The organism is Pseudomonas sp. RC10-4-2 (assembly GCF_050433085.1).
GTDB lineage: Bacteria > Pseudomonadota > Gammaproteobacteria > Pseudomonadales > Pseudomonadaceae > Pseudomonas > Pseudomonas aeruginosa.
In genome coordinates, this window is sequence record NZ_JBNPXX010000005.1 from 358192 (window position 1) to 374113 (window position 15922).

13 protein-coding genes are annotated in these 15922 nt (G+C 64.3%); 8 read left to right on the forward strand and 5 right to left on the reverse strand.

Annotated features, from left to right (window positions below):
• Positions 1–233: 233 nt before the first annotated feature.
• Positions 234–1052, reverse strand: a complete 819-nt coding sequence (gene ppsR / locus FHW81_RS23020; protein WP_003087813.1) for a posphoenolpyruvate synthetase regulatory kinase/phosphorylase PpsR — start codon at positions 1050–1052, stop codon at positions 234–236.
• Between the two features lie 171 nt (positions 1053–1223).
• Here ppsR and ppsA point away from each other — a divergent pair, with 171 nt between their 5' ends.
• From ppsA to oprF, 8 genes are all read left to right on the forward strand, one after another.
• Positions 1224–3599: a phosphoenolpyruvate synthase gene (gene ppsA / locus FHW81_RS23025; RefSeq protein WP_003098065.1), complete on the forward strand. Its 2376-nt coding sequence runs from the start codon at positions 1224–1226 to the stop codon at positions 3597–3599.
• 69 nt (positions 3600–3668) lie between these two features.
• On the forward strand, positions 3669–4679 hold the full coding sequence (locus tag FHW81_RS23030; RefSeq protein ID WP_003120309.1) for an alpha/beta fold hydrolase: 1011 nt from the start codon (positions 3669–3671) through the stop codon (positions 4677–4679).
• 106 nt (positions 4680–4785) lie between these two features.
• Complete coding sequence (rraA, locus tag FHW81_RS23035) at positions 4786–5274, forward strand: ribonuclease E activity regulator RraA (RefSeq protein ID WP_003087823.1); 489 nt, start codon at positions 4786–4788, stop codon at positions 5272–5274.
• Positions 5275–5461: 187 nt separating this feature from the next.
• Positions 5462–6460 (forward strand): zinc transporter ZntB, encoded by a 999-nt coding sequence (locus FHW81_RS23040; protein ID WP_003098062.1) that lies wholly within the window; start codon positions 5462–5464, stop codon positions 6458–6460.
• A gap of 48 nt (positions 6461–6508) precedes the next feature.
• A complete protein-coding gene (locus FHW81_RS23045) occupies positions 6509–6763 on the forward strand; it encodes a hypothetical protein (RefSeq protein ID WP_003122844.1) in 255 nt (84 codons plus the stop codon).
• 2 nt (positions 6764–6765) lie between these two features.
• Positions 6766–7590, forward strand: a complete 825-nt coding sequence (locus FHW81_RS23050) for a mechanosensitive ion channel family protein (RefSeq protein ID WP_003087830.1) — start codon at positions 6766–6768, stop codon at positions 7588–7590.
• Positions 7591–7661: 71 nt separating this feature from the next.
• Positions 7662–8252 carry an RNA polymerase sigma factor SigX gene (gene sigX / locus FHW81_RS23055; RefSeq protein ID WP_003098059.1) on the forward strand — a complete coding sequence of 197 codons (591 nt, stop codon included), beginning with the start codon at positions 7662–7664 and terminating at the stop codon, positions 8250–8252.
• Positions 8253–8360: 108 nt separating this feature from the next.
• On the forward strand, positions 8361–9413 hold the full coding sequence (gene oprF, locus FHW81_RS23060) for an outer membrane porin OprF (RefSeq protein ID WP_003087843.1): 1053 nt from the start codon (positions 8361–8363) through the stop codon (positions 9411–9413).
• Between the two features lie 68 nt (positions 9414–9481).
• Here oprF and cobA read toward each other — a convergent pair whose 3' ends face one another.
• Genes cobA through nirB form a run of 4 tightly spaced genes read right to left on the reverse strand, consistent with a single transcriptional unit; the run spans position 9482 to position 15813 of the window.
• Positions 9482–10219 (reverse strand): uroporphyrinogen-III C-methyltransferase, encoded by a 738-nt coding sequence (cobA, locus tag FHW81_RS23065; protein WP_003087845.1) that lies wholly within the window; start codon positions 10217–10219, stop codon positions 9482–9484.
• 11 nt (positions 10220–10230) lie between these two features.
• Positions 10231–12957 carry a nitrate reductase gene (locus FHW81_RS23070; RefSeq protein ID WP_060774251.1) on the reverse strand — a complete coding sequence of 909 codons (2727 nt, stop codon included), beginning with the start codon at positions 12955–12957 and terminating at the stop codon, positions 10231–10233.
• 26 nt (positions 12958–12983) lie between these two features.
• The gene (gene nirD / locus FHW81_RS23075) at positions 12984–13310 is read right to left on the reverse strand and encodes a nitrite reductase small subunit NirD (protein ID WP_003098054.1); all 327 of its coding nucleotides are present in this window, start codon (positions 13308–13310) and stop codon (positions 12984–12986) included.
• A gap of 52 nt (positions 13311–13362) precedes the next feature.
• The gene (gene nirB, locus FHW81_RS23080) at positions 13363–15813 is read right to left on the reverse strand and encodes a nitrite reductase large subunit NirB (protein WP_003098052.1); all 2451 of its coding nucleotides are present in this window, start codon (positions 15811–15813) and stop codon (positions 13363–13365) included.
• Positions 15814–15922: the final 109 nt, after the last annotated feature.

Consider the following 15922-nt stretch of genomic DNA (forward strand, 5'->3'; position numbering starts at 1 on the left):
GACGGAAAACCCTGCGTCATCGACCTGCGCTCGGCAGGCCGGGCATGCCGGGCGCCCCGCCAGGCGCATGCGGGCCGCATTCTATCACGCGGTTTTTCGGCAGCGACAGCCGCTTATACCACTTGGTCGGGGTTTTGCCCCTGGGATGAAACGAAATTCCATCCAGGGGCTCGAAGCGTTACCGGAAGCGGGCAAGGGACCTTGGCGGTGCCGAGCCGCTGGCCCCGGAGCGGTTATTTGAAGCGCCGTTCCACGCCTTTTTCGACGAGGATCTTTGCGGAAATCTCCTCCACCGAGAAATGCGTGGAGTTGATGTAGGCGATGTTTTCGCGGCGGAACAGGCTTTCGACCTCGCGTACCTCGAATTCGCACTGGGCGAAGCTGGCGTAGCGACTGTTGGGCTTGCGTTCGTTGCGGATCGCGGTGAGGCGGTCGGGGTCGATGGTCAGGCCGAACAGCTTGTGCTTGTACTGCTTGAGGGCGTTCGGCAGTTGCAGGCGCTCCATGTCCTCTTCCGTCAACGGGTAGTTGGCGGCGCGGATGCCATACTGCAGGGCCATGTACAGGCAGGTGGGCGTCTTGCCGCAGCGCGAGACGCCGACCAGGATCAGGTCGGCCTTGTCGTAGTAGTGGGTGCGGGCGCCGTCGTCGTTGTCGAGGGCGAAGTTCACCGCCTCGATGCGATCCATGTAGTTGGAGTTGTGGCCGATGGAGTGGGACTTGCCGACCGAATAGGACGAGTCGGCCGAAAGCTCCTGTTCCAGAGGCGAAAGAAAGGTGGCGAAGATATCGATCATGAAACCGTTGGATTGCGCCAGGACCGCCCGGATGTCGCGGTTCACGATGGTATCGAAGATGATCGGACGGGCCCCGTCCGACTCGGCAGCATTATTGATTTGCTGTACCATGGCGCGCGCTTTTTCTTCGGTATCGATGTACGGTCTCGTCAGTTTGACGAAGCTGATGTTCTCGAACTGTGCCAGAAGGCTTTGGCCCAGGGTTTCGGCGGTGATACCGGTGCCGTCCGAGATGAAGAATGCGGTTCGTTTCATTTGCACCGAAAGCCTTAAGGTAGGAACGATTCTTGGCTATGATAGGCCGCGCGTTGTCAGAGGCCTTTCTGTCGCAGCATTGTCACTTATTTCTAAGGGCCAGGCCAGAATCCAGCGGAGCTGCTCCTGGCCCCGCTTGAGCTTTTCCAATTCAATAGTGGAGAGATCACCTTGGTAGAGTACGTAGTTTCCCTCGATAAGCTCGGCGTCCATGATGTAGAGCATGTGGGGGGCAAGAACGCATCCCTCGGCGAGATGATCAGCAACCTGGCCGGTGCCGGCGTTTCCGTACCCGGCGGATTTGCCACCACCGCCCAGGCCTACCGTGACTTCCTCGAGCAGAGTGGCCTCAACGACCGTATCCACGCGGCCCTGGACGCCCTGGACGTCGACGACGTCAACGCCCTGGCCAAGACCGGCGCGCAGATCCGCCAGTGGGTGATGGAAGCCGAGTTCCCGGCCCGTCTCGACAGCGAGATCCGCCAGGCCTTCGCCGCCCTGGCCAACGGCAACGACAACCTCGCCGTGGCAGTGCGTTCCTCTGCTACCGCCGAAGACCTTCCGGACGCCTCGTTCGCCGGCCAGCAGGAAACCTTCCTCAATATCCGCGGCGTGGACAATGTGATCCGCGCAGCAAAAGAGGTCTTTGCCTCCCTGTTCAACGACCGCGCCATCGCCTACCGCGTGCACCAGGGCTTCGATCACAAGCTGGTCGCCTTGTCCGCCGGCGTGCAGCGCATGGTCCGCTCGGAAACCGGCACCGCTGGGGTGATGTTCACCCTGGACACCGAATCCGGCTTCCGCGACGTGGTCTTCATCACCGGTGCCTACGGCCTGGGCGAGACCGTGGTTCAGGGCGCGGTGAACCCCGACGAGTTCTACGTCCACAAGCCGACCCTGGAAGCCGGGCGTCCGGCCATCCTGCGCCGCAACCTGGGTAGCAAGGCGATCAAGATGATCTACGGCGACGAAGCCAAGGCCGGTCGCTCGGTCAAGGTGGTGGACGTCGATCGTGCCGATCGCGCCCGCTTCGCCCTGAGCGACGCCGAGGTCACCGAGCTGGCCAAGCAGGCCATGATCATCGAGAAGCACTATGGCCGCCCGATGGACATCGAATGGGCCAAGGACGGTGACGACGGCAAGCTGTACATCGTCCAGGCACGCCCGGAAACCGTGAAGAGCCGCGCCAGCGCCACGGTCATGGAGCGCTACCTGCTGAAAGAGAAGGGGACCGTCCTGGTGGAAGGGCGTGCCATCGGCCAGCGCATCGGTGCCGGTCCGGTCAAGGTGATCAACGACGTGTCGGAAATGGACAAGGTCCAACCGGGTGACGTCCTGGTCTCCGACATGACCGACCCGGACTGGGAGCCAGTGATGAAGCGCGCCAGCGCCATCGTCACCAACCGCGGCGGGCGCACCTGCCACGCGGCGATCATCGCTCGCGAACTGGGCATCCCGGCGGTGGTCGGTTGCGGCAACGCCACCCAGATCCTGCAGGATGGCCAGGGGGTGACCGTTTCCTGTGCCGAAGGCGATACCGGCTTCATCTTCGAAGGCGAACTCGGTTTCGATGTGCGCAAGAACTCGGTCGACGCCATGCCCGACCTTCCGTTCAAGATCATGATGAACGTCGGCAATCCCGATCGCGCTTTCGATTTCGCCCAGTTGCCGAACGAAGGCGTGGGCCTGGCCCGCCTCGAATTCATCATCAACCGCATGATCGGCGTGCATCCCAAGGCGTTGCTGAACTTCGCCGGCCTGCCGGCGGACATCAAGGAAAGCGTGGAGAAGCGCATCGCCGGCTATCCCGATCCGGTCGGCTTCTACGTCGAGAAGCTGGTGGAGGGCATCAGCACCCTGGCCGCGGCGTTCTGGCCGAAGAAGGTCATCGTGCGCCTGTCCGACTTCAAGTCCAATGAGTACGCCAACCTGATCGGCGGCAAGCTCTACGAGCCGGAAGAAGAGAACCCGATGCTCGGCTTCCGTGGCGCCTCGCGCTACATCAGCGAGTCGTTCCGCGACTGCTTCGAGCTGGAGTGCCGTGCGCTGAAGAAGGTCCGCAACGAAATGGGCCTGACCAACGTCGAGATCATGGTGCCCTTCGTGCGCACCCTGGGCGAGGCGAGCCAGGTGGTCGAGCTGCTGGCCGGGAACGGCCTGAAGCGCGGCGAGAACGGCCTTAAGGTCATCATGATGTGCGAACTGCCGTCGAACGCCCTGCTGGCCGACGAGTTCCTCGAGTTCTTCGATGGCTTCTCCATCGGTTCCAACGACCTGACCCAGCTGACCCTGGGCCTGGATCGCGATTCCGGCATCGTTGCCCACCTGTTCGACGAGCGCAATCCGGCGGTGAAGAAGCTGCTGGCCAACGCCATCGCTGCCTGCAACAAGGCCGGCAAGTACATCGGCATCTGCGGCCAGGGTCCGTCGGACCACCCGGACCTGGCCCGCTGGCTGATGGAGCAGGGCATCGAGAGCGTCTCGCTGAACCCCGACTCGGTGCTGGATACCTGGTTCTTCCTTGCCGAGGGGCAAGACCAGGCCTGATCGGTCCTCGCTGTATCCGGAAAGGGCGGGTAACACCGCCCTTTTTCGTGCCTCCTGTACAAGACAAGCATGCAAAGCAGTAGTCGCCTCTTTCCTGTCGCCCTGGTCAGCGCCGAGTTGCGCGCCGACCTTACCGAAGACATCTATCGCCTGAAGCCCGGCAACAGCCCCGATGCCAGCGTCGAGCTGGTCGTAACCCGGCTTGGACAGCAGGCCGCCGGCGAGCGGCGCGGACCGCCTGTGATCCTCCTGCACGGGAGTTTTTCCAACCGCCGCTTCTGGTACTCGCCGCGTGCGCTCGGACTAGGTCCTTACCTGGCGCGGGCGGGGTTCGATGTCTGGCTGCCGGAAATGCGCGGCCATGGCCTGTCGATTCGCAACGATGGTTACCGGGACAACCGGGTCGCCGACTACGCGCGCTACGACCTGCCGGCGCTGGCCTCCTTCATCCACGAGCAGTGCGGGCAGCCGGCGCACTGGATTGGCCACTCCCTCGGTGGGGTGGTGCTGGCGGCGGGACTGGGCGGGGGCTACCTGGACCAGGCGCGGATCGCTTCCGTGGCGTTGTTCGGTAGCCAGGTCAGCACCGCGCACTGGCTGTTCAGGTTGCCCATGGCAGGCATCCTCGCGCGCCTGCTGCTGCGCCGCGTCGATGCGCTGTCCGGAAGCCGTTGGCGGCAGGGGCCGGAAGACGAGCCGGTCGGCCTGGCGCTGGAGGTCCTGCGTTGGCATGGGCTGTTCGGCCGCTTCGGCGAGCCGGGCAACGACTGGTGGAAGGGGCTCGCCGCAGTCGACGTACCGCTATTGGCGGTCGCCGGGGCTGGGGACCGGCAGGACCCGTCCTGGGCCTGTCGCAAGTTGTTCGAGCAGTTCGCCTCGTCCGAGCGCGAATACCTGTTGCTCGGACGCGAGGCTGGCTACGCCGAGGACTACGGGCATATCGAGATGCTGATCGGCAAGGCGGCCCAGCTAGAGGTCTGGCCCTTGGTGGAGCGCTGGCTGCGCCAGCGATCGCCGGCGGGCGACGAATCCGCGTGGAGCGAGGCGCTAGACGTATCGGAAGCCGGAATCAGCGGCTAACATGTGACGCAAATGGCGGCTCCGGTCACGCCGGCGCCGCCGGGGCGGGCGGCCGATGTTCCTCCGGAGCTGCCCGAGCCGATCCCTTCACCCACAGGAGCTTCCCATGCATTACGTCACTCCCGATCTGTGCGATGCCTATCCTGAGCTGGTCCAGGTCGTCGAACCCATGTTCAGCAACTTCGGCGGCCGCGACTCCTTCGGCGGCGAGATCGTCACCATCAAGTGCTTCGAAGACAACTCGTTGGTCAAGGAGCAGGTCGACAAGGACGGCAAGGGCAAGGTCCTGGTCGTCGATGGCGGTGGTTCGCTGCGCCGCGCCCTGCTGGGCGACATGCTGGCCGAGAAAGCGGCGAAGAACGGCTGGGAAGGGATCGTCGTGTATGGCTGCATCCGTGACGTCGACGTGATCGCCCAGACCGACCTCGGCGTCCAGGCCCTGGCCAGTCATCCGCTGAAGACCGACAAGCGCGGCATCGGCGATCTGAACGTCGCCGTGACCTTCGGCGGCGTCACCTTCCGCCCCGGCGAGTTCGTGTATGCCGACAACAACGGCATCATCGTTTCTCCGCAGGCCTTGAAGATGCCCGAATAGGGCTTTTTAACAGCCGTTCCGGCCCCGGTGACGCAGGCAGCGTCCCGGGGCTTTTTGCTGGAATGAACCCGGGGTGCGCATACGGGTCTCAGGACTGGCTTTAAGGTTGTGCCGCAAGTCCATGAATTGACTGGTACCGGACTTGTGTTTTTACTGTCGAAATGGTCGTTTTACCAAGGGAAGCGCAATGCAAGCGTACGAGTCGGGTGACGAGCGCGGCCTGATCTATGGCTACGTCCTCAACGGGCGCGGCGGCGGACGCCGTGTCGGACGCAACCAGATAGCGGTGCTCGACCTGCTGCCGGAGGAAAGTCTTTGGCTGCACTGGGACCGCGGCGTACCGGAAGCGCAGGCCTGGCTGCGGGATTCCGCGGGACTCAGCGAGTTCGCCTGCGATCTGCTGCTGGAGGAGGCGACCCGCCCCCGTTTGCTCGATCTCGGGGCCGAAAGCCTGCTGGTGTTCCTCCGTGGAGTGAACCTGAATCCGGGCGCGGAGCCGGAAGACATGGTTTCGCTGCGGGTATTCGCCGACGCGCGCCGGGTGATCTCGCTGCGCCTGCGGCCGCTGAAGGCGGTGGCCGATCTGCTCGAGGACCTGGAGGCGGGGAAAGGGCCGAAGACGGCATCCGAGGTCGTGTACTACCTCGCGCACTACCTGACCGATCGCGTCGACACGCTGATCAGCGGGATAGCCGACCAGCTCGATGCTGTCGAGGAGCTGGTTGAGGCGGACGAGCGCGCCAGTCCCGACCAGCACCAGTTGCGTACCCTGCGCCGCCGGTCGGCGGGGTTGCGGCGCTACCTGGCGCCGCAGCGGGACATCTACTCGCAACTGGCGCGCTACAAGCTGTCCTGGTTCGTCGAGGACGACGCCGATTACTGGAACGAGCTGAACAACCGGCTGACGCGGAATCTCGAAGAACTCGAGTTGATACGGGAGCGCATCAGCGTCCTGCAGGAAGCCGAGTCGCGGCGAATCACCGAACGGATGAACCGCACCATGTATCTCCTTGGTATAATCACCGGCTTTTTCCTGCCGATGAGCTTCGTCACCGGCCTGCTGGGAATCAATGTCGGCGGCATTCCGGGGGCGGATGCACCGCATGGGTTCTGGCTGGCCTGCCTGCTGATCGGCGGGGTCGCCACCTTCCAGTGGTGGGTATTTCGTCGGCTGCGCTGGCTCTGACGTGACCTGGGGTGAGGAGAGGGCGTCACTCCCTCGTACAGACATGAGGTGTGCATGCACGATCCGTTCGAAGAGTCCCTGCGGGACCTGCTCAAGGCTTCGGCTCCCCAGCCGGACGACGACGCGCGTCTGGGACGGGTGCTGAAGACCGCCAATCGCCAGGTTGGCGCCGGTGACCTGTTCAGCCTCATGGGGCACTGGCTGCAGGCGCTGATGATCGGCATCAACAACGGTTCGCCGCATCTGGCGCCGGTTTCCCGTATTTCCGCGAAAAACGCATCTTCTGCTGACAAGGCTGAGTGAACATGCAATTCGATATCTGGACCCAGAGCTTGCTGACCGCGATGAACACCCTGTGGGGCAAGCTGGCAGGCTTCATTCCCAACCTGCTCGGCGCCCTGGTGGTCGTTCTGCTCGGCTTCGTCATCGCCAAGCTGCTCGATGCGCTGCTTTCCAAGCTGCTGGCCAAGCTGGGCCTGGACCGGCTGATGGGTGGCACCGGCCTGACCAAGCTGCTGGCCCGGGTCGGCATCCAGGTTCCGGTCTCGACGCTGGTCGGCAAGATCGTCTACTGGTTCGTACTGCTCGTCTTCCTCGTATCCGCCGCCGAGTCGCTCGGCCTGCAGCGGGTATCCGCCACGCTGGACGTCCTCGCCCTGTACCTGCCCAAGGTGTTCGGCGCGGCCCTGGTGCTGATCGTCGGCGTGCTCCTGGCGCAACTGGTGAACAGCGTCGTGCGCGGCGCGGCGGACGGCGTCGGCCTCGAATACGCGAACGGCCTGGGGCGGATCGCCCAGTGGCTGGTCATCATCATCAGCATCTCGGTGGCGGTGGGGCAGCTCGAGGTCAAGACCGACCTGCTCAACTACATCATCGCCATCGTCCTGATCACCGTCGGCCTGGCCGCTGCGCTGGCCCTGGGCCTGGGCAGCCGCGAGGTCGCCGGGCAGATCATTGCAGGAATCTACGTCCGCGAGCTGTATCAGGTCGGACAACAGGTGAAAGTGGGTGACGTTGAAGGCACTATTGAAGAGATAGGTACGGTCAAGACCATCCTGCTGACGGAAGAGGGAGAGCTTGTGTCGCTGGCCAACCGTCTACTGCTCGATCAGCGAGTTACCAGCCGCTGATCCGGGAGAGATAATGGACGTGGCTGCTCTGCAGGGCGGCCCGGCTTACGATATGACTGGCCTGATCTCACTTGAATAAGCCTCACCCCCTGTCACAGCGGTATGACCCACGCCAGCTTTCCGATGAAGAGCTGGTCGAGCGTGCGCACTCGGAGCTGTTCCACGTGACGCGCGCCTATGAAGAATTGATGCGGCGTTACCAGCGCACGCTGTTCAACGTCTGTGCCCGCTACCTGGGCAACGACCGCGACGCGGACGACGTGTGCCAGGAGGTGATGCTGAAAGTTTTGTACGGGTTGAAGAACTTTGAGGGCAAGTCGAAGTTCAAAACATGGCTATATAGCATCACGTACAACGAGTGCATCACGCAGTACCGCAAGGAGCGCCGCAAGCGCCGATTGATGGATGCGCTCAGCCTCGACCCGCTGGAGGAGGCTTCCGAGGAGAAGTCGCCGAAGGTTGAGGAACGGGGCGGATTGGATCGTTGGCTCGTCCATGTCAATCCGATAGATCGGGAGATTCTGGTTCTTCGCTTCGTCGCGGAACTGGAGTTTCAGGAGATAGCGGATATCATGCACATGGGTCTGAGTGCGACGAAAATGCGCTACAAGCGGGCACTGGACCGCCTGCGCGAAAAGTTTTCAGATGCGACCGAAACATAGTTGGGTAAATATTGTCTCTCTATGCGGGAAGTTCTGATAAACTTGCCACCCAAGTTGTGCGGCTGATTGTTGGACAACTAACTGACCATCAAGATGGGGATTTAACGGATGAAACTGAAGAACACCTTAGGCGTTGTCATCGGCTCGCTGGTTGCCGCTTCGGCAATGAACGCCTTTGCCCAGGGCCAGAACTCGGTAGAGATCGAAGCCTTCGGCAAGCGCTACTTCACCGACAGCGTTCGCAACATGAAGAACGCGGACCTGTACGGCGGCTCGATCGGTTACTTCCTGACCGACGACGTCGAGCTGGCGCTGTCCTACGGTGAGTACCATGACGTTCGTGGCACCTACGAAACCGGCAACAAGAAGGTCCACGGCAACCTGACCTCCCTGGACGCCATCTACCACTTCGGTACCCCGGGCGTAGGTCTGCGTCCGTACGTGTCGGCTGGTCTGGCTCACCAGAACATCACCAACATCAACAGCGACAGCCAAGGCCGTCAGCAGATGACCATGGCCAACATCGGCGCTGGTCTGAAGTACTACTTCACCGAGAACTTCTTCGCCAAGGCCAGCCTCGACGGCCAGTACGGTCTGGAGAAGCGTGACAACGGTCACCAGGGCGAGTGGATGGCTGGCCTGGGCGTCGGCTTCAACTTCGGTGGTTCGAAAGCCGCTCCGGCTCCGGAACCGGTTGCCGACGTTTGCTCCGACTCCGACAACGACGGCGTTTGCGACAACGTCGACAAGTGCCCGGATACCCCGGCCAACGTCACCGTTGACGCCAACGGCTGCCCGGCTGTCGCCGAAGTCGTACGCGTACAGCTGGACGTGAAGTTCGACTTCGACAAGTCCAAGGTCAAAGAGAACAGCTACGCTGACATCAAGAACCTGGCTGACTTCATGAAGCAGTACCCGTCCACTTCCACCACCGTTGAAGGTCACACCGACTCCGTCGGCACCGACGCTTACAACCAGAAGCTGTCCGAGCGTCGTGCCAACGCCGTTCGTGACGTACTGGTCAACGAGTACGGTGTAGAAGGTGGTCGCGTGAACGCTGTTGGTTACGGCGAGTCCCGCCCGGTTGCCGACAACGCCACCGCTGAAGGCCGCGCTATCAACCGTCGCGTTGAAGCCGAAGTAGAAGCTGAAGCCAAGTAATCGGCTGAGCCTCTAAGGAAAAACCCGGCCCAGGCCGGGTTTTTCTTTGCCTGGAAAAAGACCGCTCGTCAGGCGCTCAGGGAAATCGGTTGCGACACGATGTCGCGGGTTACTTCGCCGATCACCAGGATCGCCGGGCTTTTCAAGGCGAAACGTCCGGCGTCCCGCAGTAGCTCGCCGAGGTTGCTGCGGCATTCGCGCTGGTTGCCCAGGGTGGCGTTCTCGATCATCGCCAGCGGCGTATCCTCGGCCATGCCTCCAGCCAGCAGCCCGGCCTGGATCTCTGCGAGACGGGCGACGCCCATGTAGACCACCAGCGTGGTACCGCTGCGTGCCAGGGCTTCCCAGGCCAGCGGGCTGTCGTCCTGGGTATGCGCGGTCACCAGGGTCACGCCACGGCTGATGCCGCGGTAGGTCAGCGGTATGCCGCAGGCAGTGGCGCCAGCCAGCCCGGCGGTGATGCCGTTCACTATCTCGCTGTCTATCCCGTGCCGGGCCAGCCATTCGGCTTCTTCGCCGGCGCGGCCGAAGATGCATGGATCGCCGCCTTTCAGGCGCACCACGCTGCGTCCCTGGCGGGCATGCCGCAGCATCAGGCGCTGGATGAAGTCCTGCGGTGTGGAGCGGCAGCCGCCGCGTTTGCCGACCCGGACCAGCCGGGCGGACGGACAGTGCTCCAGTATGCTCGGGTTGACCAGATCGTCGACCATCACCACATCCGCGTCCTGCAGGGCGCGAACTGCCTTCAGGGTCAACAGTTCCGGATCGCCGGGACCCGCACCCACCAGCCAGACCTTACCGCTCATCGTCGTTCTCCTCAGGCATTCGCCGCCATGGGCCGGGGGGCCGCCAGCAGTCTCTTGATTTCCGGTACGCAGGAGCCGCAGCCGGTGCCGCAGCCGAACTCGCGCTTCAATCCGTCCAGGTCCAATCCGCGGGCGATGCCGCCGAGCACCGTTTGCTGGCTGACGTTCTGGCAACTGCACAGGGTCTTGCCGCCCGCACCCTGGCTGGGTCGTCCCGGTGCCGCGCCGAGTGGGGCGAGCAGCCAGCGGCGTAGCTCGCTATCGGCCCGGCCGGTAAGCCAGAGCTCTTTCAACCAGTCTCGGGCGAGGGTTTCGCCGGCGAGCCGGACGGCGACGATGCGCCCGTCTTCGAGGCGCACGCGCTTGCCGATGGCGCGCCGTGGGTCGTCGTAGGCGAGGATCGGCCCGTCGAGCAATTCGAGTTGGCGATCTATCCGCTCCAGCAGGTCTGCGCCAGGTGCCTCATGGTGTGCGGCGCTGACCAGCAGGGCGGGGCGCTCGCGTCCGGCGAGACTGAAGCTGGCCTGGTCGAAGACTTCGCACAGCGCACGGAGGGCCTCGAAACGCGCCTGGATATCGGTTTCCACCAGCGCGAACAGGCGCCAGGGCAGTTCGACGGACTCGACCTGAACCCCGGCGTGCTTGAGTTCGGGTTGTTTCGACAGGGGGTCGAACGCCGGCAGGGTCAGGACATTGCAGCCCAGGCCCTTGAGGAAGCGATCGCCCCAGTGCATCGGCAGGAAGGCCTGGCCGGGGCGCACCGAGTCGTCTGCACTCACTGGCAGGATCAGGGCGCCACGCCGGCTCTTCAGGCGCACGAGCTGCCCGTCCCGCAGTTGGCGGCGGCGCAGTTCCTCGGGATGCAGGTGCACCAGGGCCTCCTCTTCATGGCCGAACAGGCGTGCGCAGGTGCCGGTCCGGCTCATGCCGTGCCACTGGTCGCGCAAGCGTCCGGTATTGAGGGTCAGCGGGTAGCGCGCGTCACGTTTTTCCTGGGCGGCGCGGTAGGGTTCGGCGACCAGTTGCGCGCGTCCCGAGGCGGTAGGGAAGCGGCCGTCTGCATAGAGCCGTGCGGTGCCGTGCTCCGCGCCACTGGGAAATGGCCATTGCTGCGGCCCCAGGCGGTCGAGCAGTGCGTAGCTGAGGCCGGAAAGATCGAGGTCGCGGCCGGCGGTAAGCAGCTTGTATTCGTCGAACAGGCTGCGGCTGTCGGCAAAGGCGAACAGGCCGGGTTTAGCGGGTCGCAGGTGCCCTTCCAGGCGGCGCGCGAAGTCGCAGACGATGTTCCAGTCCTGGCGTGCTTCCCCGGGGGGCGGAACGGCCCGACGGACATGACTGACCCGCCGTTCCGAATTGGTCACGGAGCCTTCCTTTTCTCCCCAGGATGCGGCTGGAAGCAAAAGGTCGGCGTATTGGCAGGTTTCCGTGCCGGCGAAGGCTTCCTGGACCACCACGAAGGGACAGCGGGCAAGGGCCTCGTGGATCTTGCGCTGGTCCGGCAGCGATTGCGCGGGGTTGGTACAGGCGATCCAGAGCGCCTTGATCCGGCCGTCGTGGACCGCATCGAACAGCTCGATGGCGCTGAGACCGGGGGACGTGGGCAACTGTTCCACGCCCCAGTAGTGCGCCACCTCGGCGCGATGGCCGGGATCGGCGGCTTCGCGGTGGCCGGGCAGCAGGTTGGCCAGGCTGCCGGTCTCGCGACCGCCCATGGCGTTCGGCTGGCCGGTGAGGGAAAACGGCCCGCATCCGGCGCGGCCGATCTTGCCGGTGGCCAGGTGCAGGTTGATCAGTGCGCTGTTCTTGGCGCTGCCGGCGCTGGACTGGTTGAGCCCCATGCACCAGAGCGAAAGGAAGCGCGGCGAACGGCCGATCCATTCGGCGCAGCGCTGCAGGTCGGCGCGGTCGATGCCGCAGATGTCGGCGACGGCGGCCGGGGTGTAGTCGCGCACCAGTTCCTTCAGGTCGGCGAAACCTTCGGTATGCTCGGCGATGAACGAACGGTCGATCCAGCCCTCCCAGAGCAGGATATGCAGGATGCCGTGGAACAGTGCGACGTCGGTGCCGGGCAGCAGCGCCAGGTGCAGGTCGGCCAGCTCGCAGGTGTCGGTGCGCCGCGGGTCGATCACCACGATGCGCATCTCCGGCCGAGCGGCCTTGGCGGCTTCCAGGCGACGGAACAGGACCGGGTGGGCGAAGGCCATGTTGCTGCCGGCGATCAGCACGCAATCGGCGCAGTCGAGGTCTTCGTAGCTGCACGGCGGTGCGTCGGCGCCCAGGCTGCGCTTGTAGCCGACCACCGCCGAGGACATGCACAGGCGCGAATTGCTGTCGATGTTGTTGGTGCCGACCAGGGCCCGCGCCAGCTTGTTGAAGGCGTAGTAGTCCTCGGTCAGCAACTGGCCGGAGATATAGAAGGCCACGCTGTCCGGCCCGTGTTCGCGAATGGTCTCGGCGAAACGCCCGGCGGCATGTTCCAGGGCACTCTCCCAGTCGCTGCGAGCCCGCGCCAGTTGCTTGCCGAGGCGCAGTTGGGGGTACAGCGCGCGGGCCTGGAGGTCGCCGGTCAGGTGCAGGCTGGCGCCTTTGCTGCAGAGTCTGCCGAAGTTGGCCGGGTGCCGAGGATCGCCTTGCACGCCGAGGATGCGTTCGCCGTCGTGTTCGATCAGGACGCCACAACCCACGCCGCAGTAGCAGCAGGTCGAAGCGGTGGTGCGCAGCGGGGAATCTGTCGACATGCTCGGCTCCTGTTATCGGCGAGAGATCAGGCGCACAGCGCCACGCTGTCCAGGCCGAGCAGCACCCGCCCGTTCTCCACCCGCACCGGGTGGCGATGGGCGCAGCCCTGGTCCGGGGCCACGGCTTCGCCGCTCTCCAGTTCGATCTGCCAGTTGTGCAACGGACAGGCCACTCGCTTGCCGTAGATCAGGCCCTGGGACAGCGGGCCGCCCTTGTGCGGGCAGCGGTCATCGAGGGCGAAGACCTGGTCGTCGGCGGCGCGGAAGATGGCGATGTCGCCTTTCGGGCCGGCGACCACGCGCGAGCCCAGCGGGTTGATTTCATCGAGGGCGCAGATATCCAGCCAGTTCATCGGTTCACTCCGGTAGGGGGAGGGCCGCCGTGGGACGGCCCGGACAAGGGATTCAGACGTTTTCCAGTTGCTTGAGCGGAATCCGTTCGAACTCCTTCTTCAATTGCGGCTGTTCGATGCGCTGCTTCCATGGGTCCTGCTCGAAGGACAGGGCGAATTGCAGGCGGTCGTTGAGCGCCTTGCGGTTTTCCGCGTCCTCGACCACCGCCTTGCGGATGTGCTCCATGCCGACCCGCTGCAGGTAATGCACCGTGCGCTCCAGGTAGAAGGCTTCCTCGCGGTAGAGCTGGAGGAAGGCGCCGTTGTATTCGCGCACCTCTTCGGCGGTCTTGAGCTTGACGAAGAACTCCGCGACCTCGGTCTTGATCCCGCCGTTGCCGCCGATGTACATCTCCCAGCCGGAGTCCACACCGATGATGCCGACGTCCTTGATCCCGGCCTCGGCGCAATTGCGCGGGCAGCCGGAGACCGCCAGCTTGACCTTGTGCGGCGACCACATGTTGAACAGGTCGTGTTCCAGATCGATGCCCAGCTGCGTCGAGTTCTGCGTGCCGAAGCGGCAGAATTCGCTGCCGACGCAGGTCTTCACGGTGCGGATGGATTTGCCGTAGGCATGTCCGGAGGGCATGTCGAGGTCTTTCCAGATGGCCGGCAGGTCGTCCTTCTTCACCCCCAGCAGGTCGATGCGCTGGCCACCGGTGACCTTGACCATCGGCACCTGGTACTTGTCGGCGACGTCGGCGATGCGCCGCAACTCGGCGGCGTTGGTCACGCCGCCCCACATCCGCGGTACCACCGAGTAGGTGCCGTCCTTCTGGATGTTGGCGTGGGCGCGTTCGTTGATCAGGCGCGACTGCGGATCGTCCTTGGCTTCTCCCGGCCAGGTCGAGATCAGGTAGTAGTTCAGGGCCGGGCGGCAGGTGGCACAGCCGTTCGGGGTCTTCCAGTCCATGAAGCGCATGGCGGCGTCGAGACTGGTCAGCCGGTGTTCGCGAATGGCCTTGCGGATCTGCCCGTGGTTGAGGTCGCTGCAGCCGCAGATGGCCTTCTCGCTCTTCGGCTTGACGTCGGCGGCGCCGCCGACGGTGCTGATCAGGATCTGTTCCACCAATCCCGCGCAGGAGCCGCAGGAGCTGGCGGCCTTGGTGTGTTTCTTGACTTCGTCGACGCTGAACAGGCCGTGTTCTTGTATGGCCTTGACGATGGTGCCCTTGCAGACGCCGTTGCAGCCGCATACTTCGGCCGTGTCGGGCATGCTCGCGGCGCTGTTCTGGCCCTGGTGGCCGACATCGCCGAGGGCGTTCTCGCCGAACATCAGGTGGTCGCGGATCTGCGCGACGTTGTGGTTCTCGCGGATCTGCCGGAAGTACCAGCCGCCGTCGGCGGTGTCGCCGTAGAGACAGGCGCCGACCAGTACATCGTCCTTGATCACCAGCTTCTTGTAGACGCCGCCGATGGGGTCGGAAAGGGTGATGGTCTCGCTGCCTTCGCCGCCGATGAAGTCGCCGGCGGAGAACAGGTCGATACCGGTCACCTTGAGCTTGGTCGAGGTCACCGAGCCCTGGTAGCGGGCGTAGCCGAGATGAGCCAGGTGGTTGGCGCAGACCTTGGCCTGCTCGAACAGCGGCGCAACCAGGCCGTAGGCGATGCCACGGTGGTTGGCGCATTCGCCGACCGCATAGATGCGTGGGTCGTAGGTCTGCAGGGTGTCGTTGACCAGGATGCCGCGGTTGCAGGGGATGCCCGCGCTTTCGGCCAGCTCGGTATTGGGGCGGATGCCGGCGGCCATTACCACCAGGTCGGCGGGAATCACGTCGCCGTCGTTGAACTGCACGGCACAGACCCGGCCGCTGCCGTTGTCCATCAGTTCCTGGGTCTGGGTGTTCAGGCGGAAGCGGATGCCGCGGGCTTCCAGCGCGCCTTGCAGGAGTTTGCCGGCGGTGCGGTCCAGTTGGCGTTCCAGCAGCCAGTCGGAGAGGTGCACGACGGTCACGTCCATGCCGCGTTGCTTGAGGCCGTTGGCCGCCTCCAGGCCGAGCAGGCCGCCGCCGATCACCACCGCGTGGCTGTGGGTCCGGGCGCAGTCGATCATGGCCTGGGTGTCGGCGATGTCGCGGTAGCCGATCACGCCCTGCAGGCGATTGCCGGGTATCGGCAGGATGAAGGGGACCGAGCCGGTGGCCAGCAGCAGGCGGTCGTACTCGGCCTCGCTGCCGTCCGCGGCGACCACCCTGCGGCGGACCCGGTCGATCTGCACCACCTTGCGGTCGAGGAGGAGCTTGATGCCGTTTTCCGCATACCAGTTGAGGTCGTTGAGGACGATTTCCTCGAAGGTCTGCTCGCCGGCCAGTACCGGGGACAGCAGGATGCGGTTGTAGTTGGGATGGGGCTCGGCGCCGAACACCGTGATGTCGTAGAAGTCCGAGTTGAGCTTGAGCAGTTCTTCCAGGGTACGGACCCCGGCCATGCCGTTGCCGACCATCACCAGCTTGATCTTCTTCATGCGGAGTAGCTCCTGCATAAGGTTGGCGCAAACAAAAAAGGCGTCCCGCTGTTGCCAGCAGGACGCCTTTGTCCAGGTCCCGTTCGGTCGGGAAACGCCGCCTCGTCGT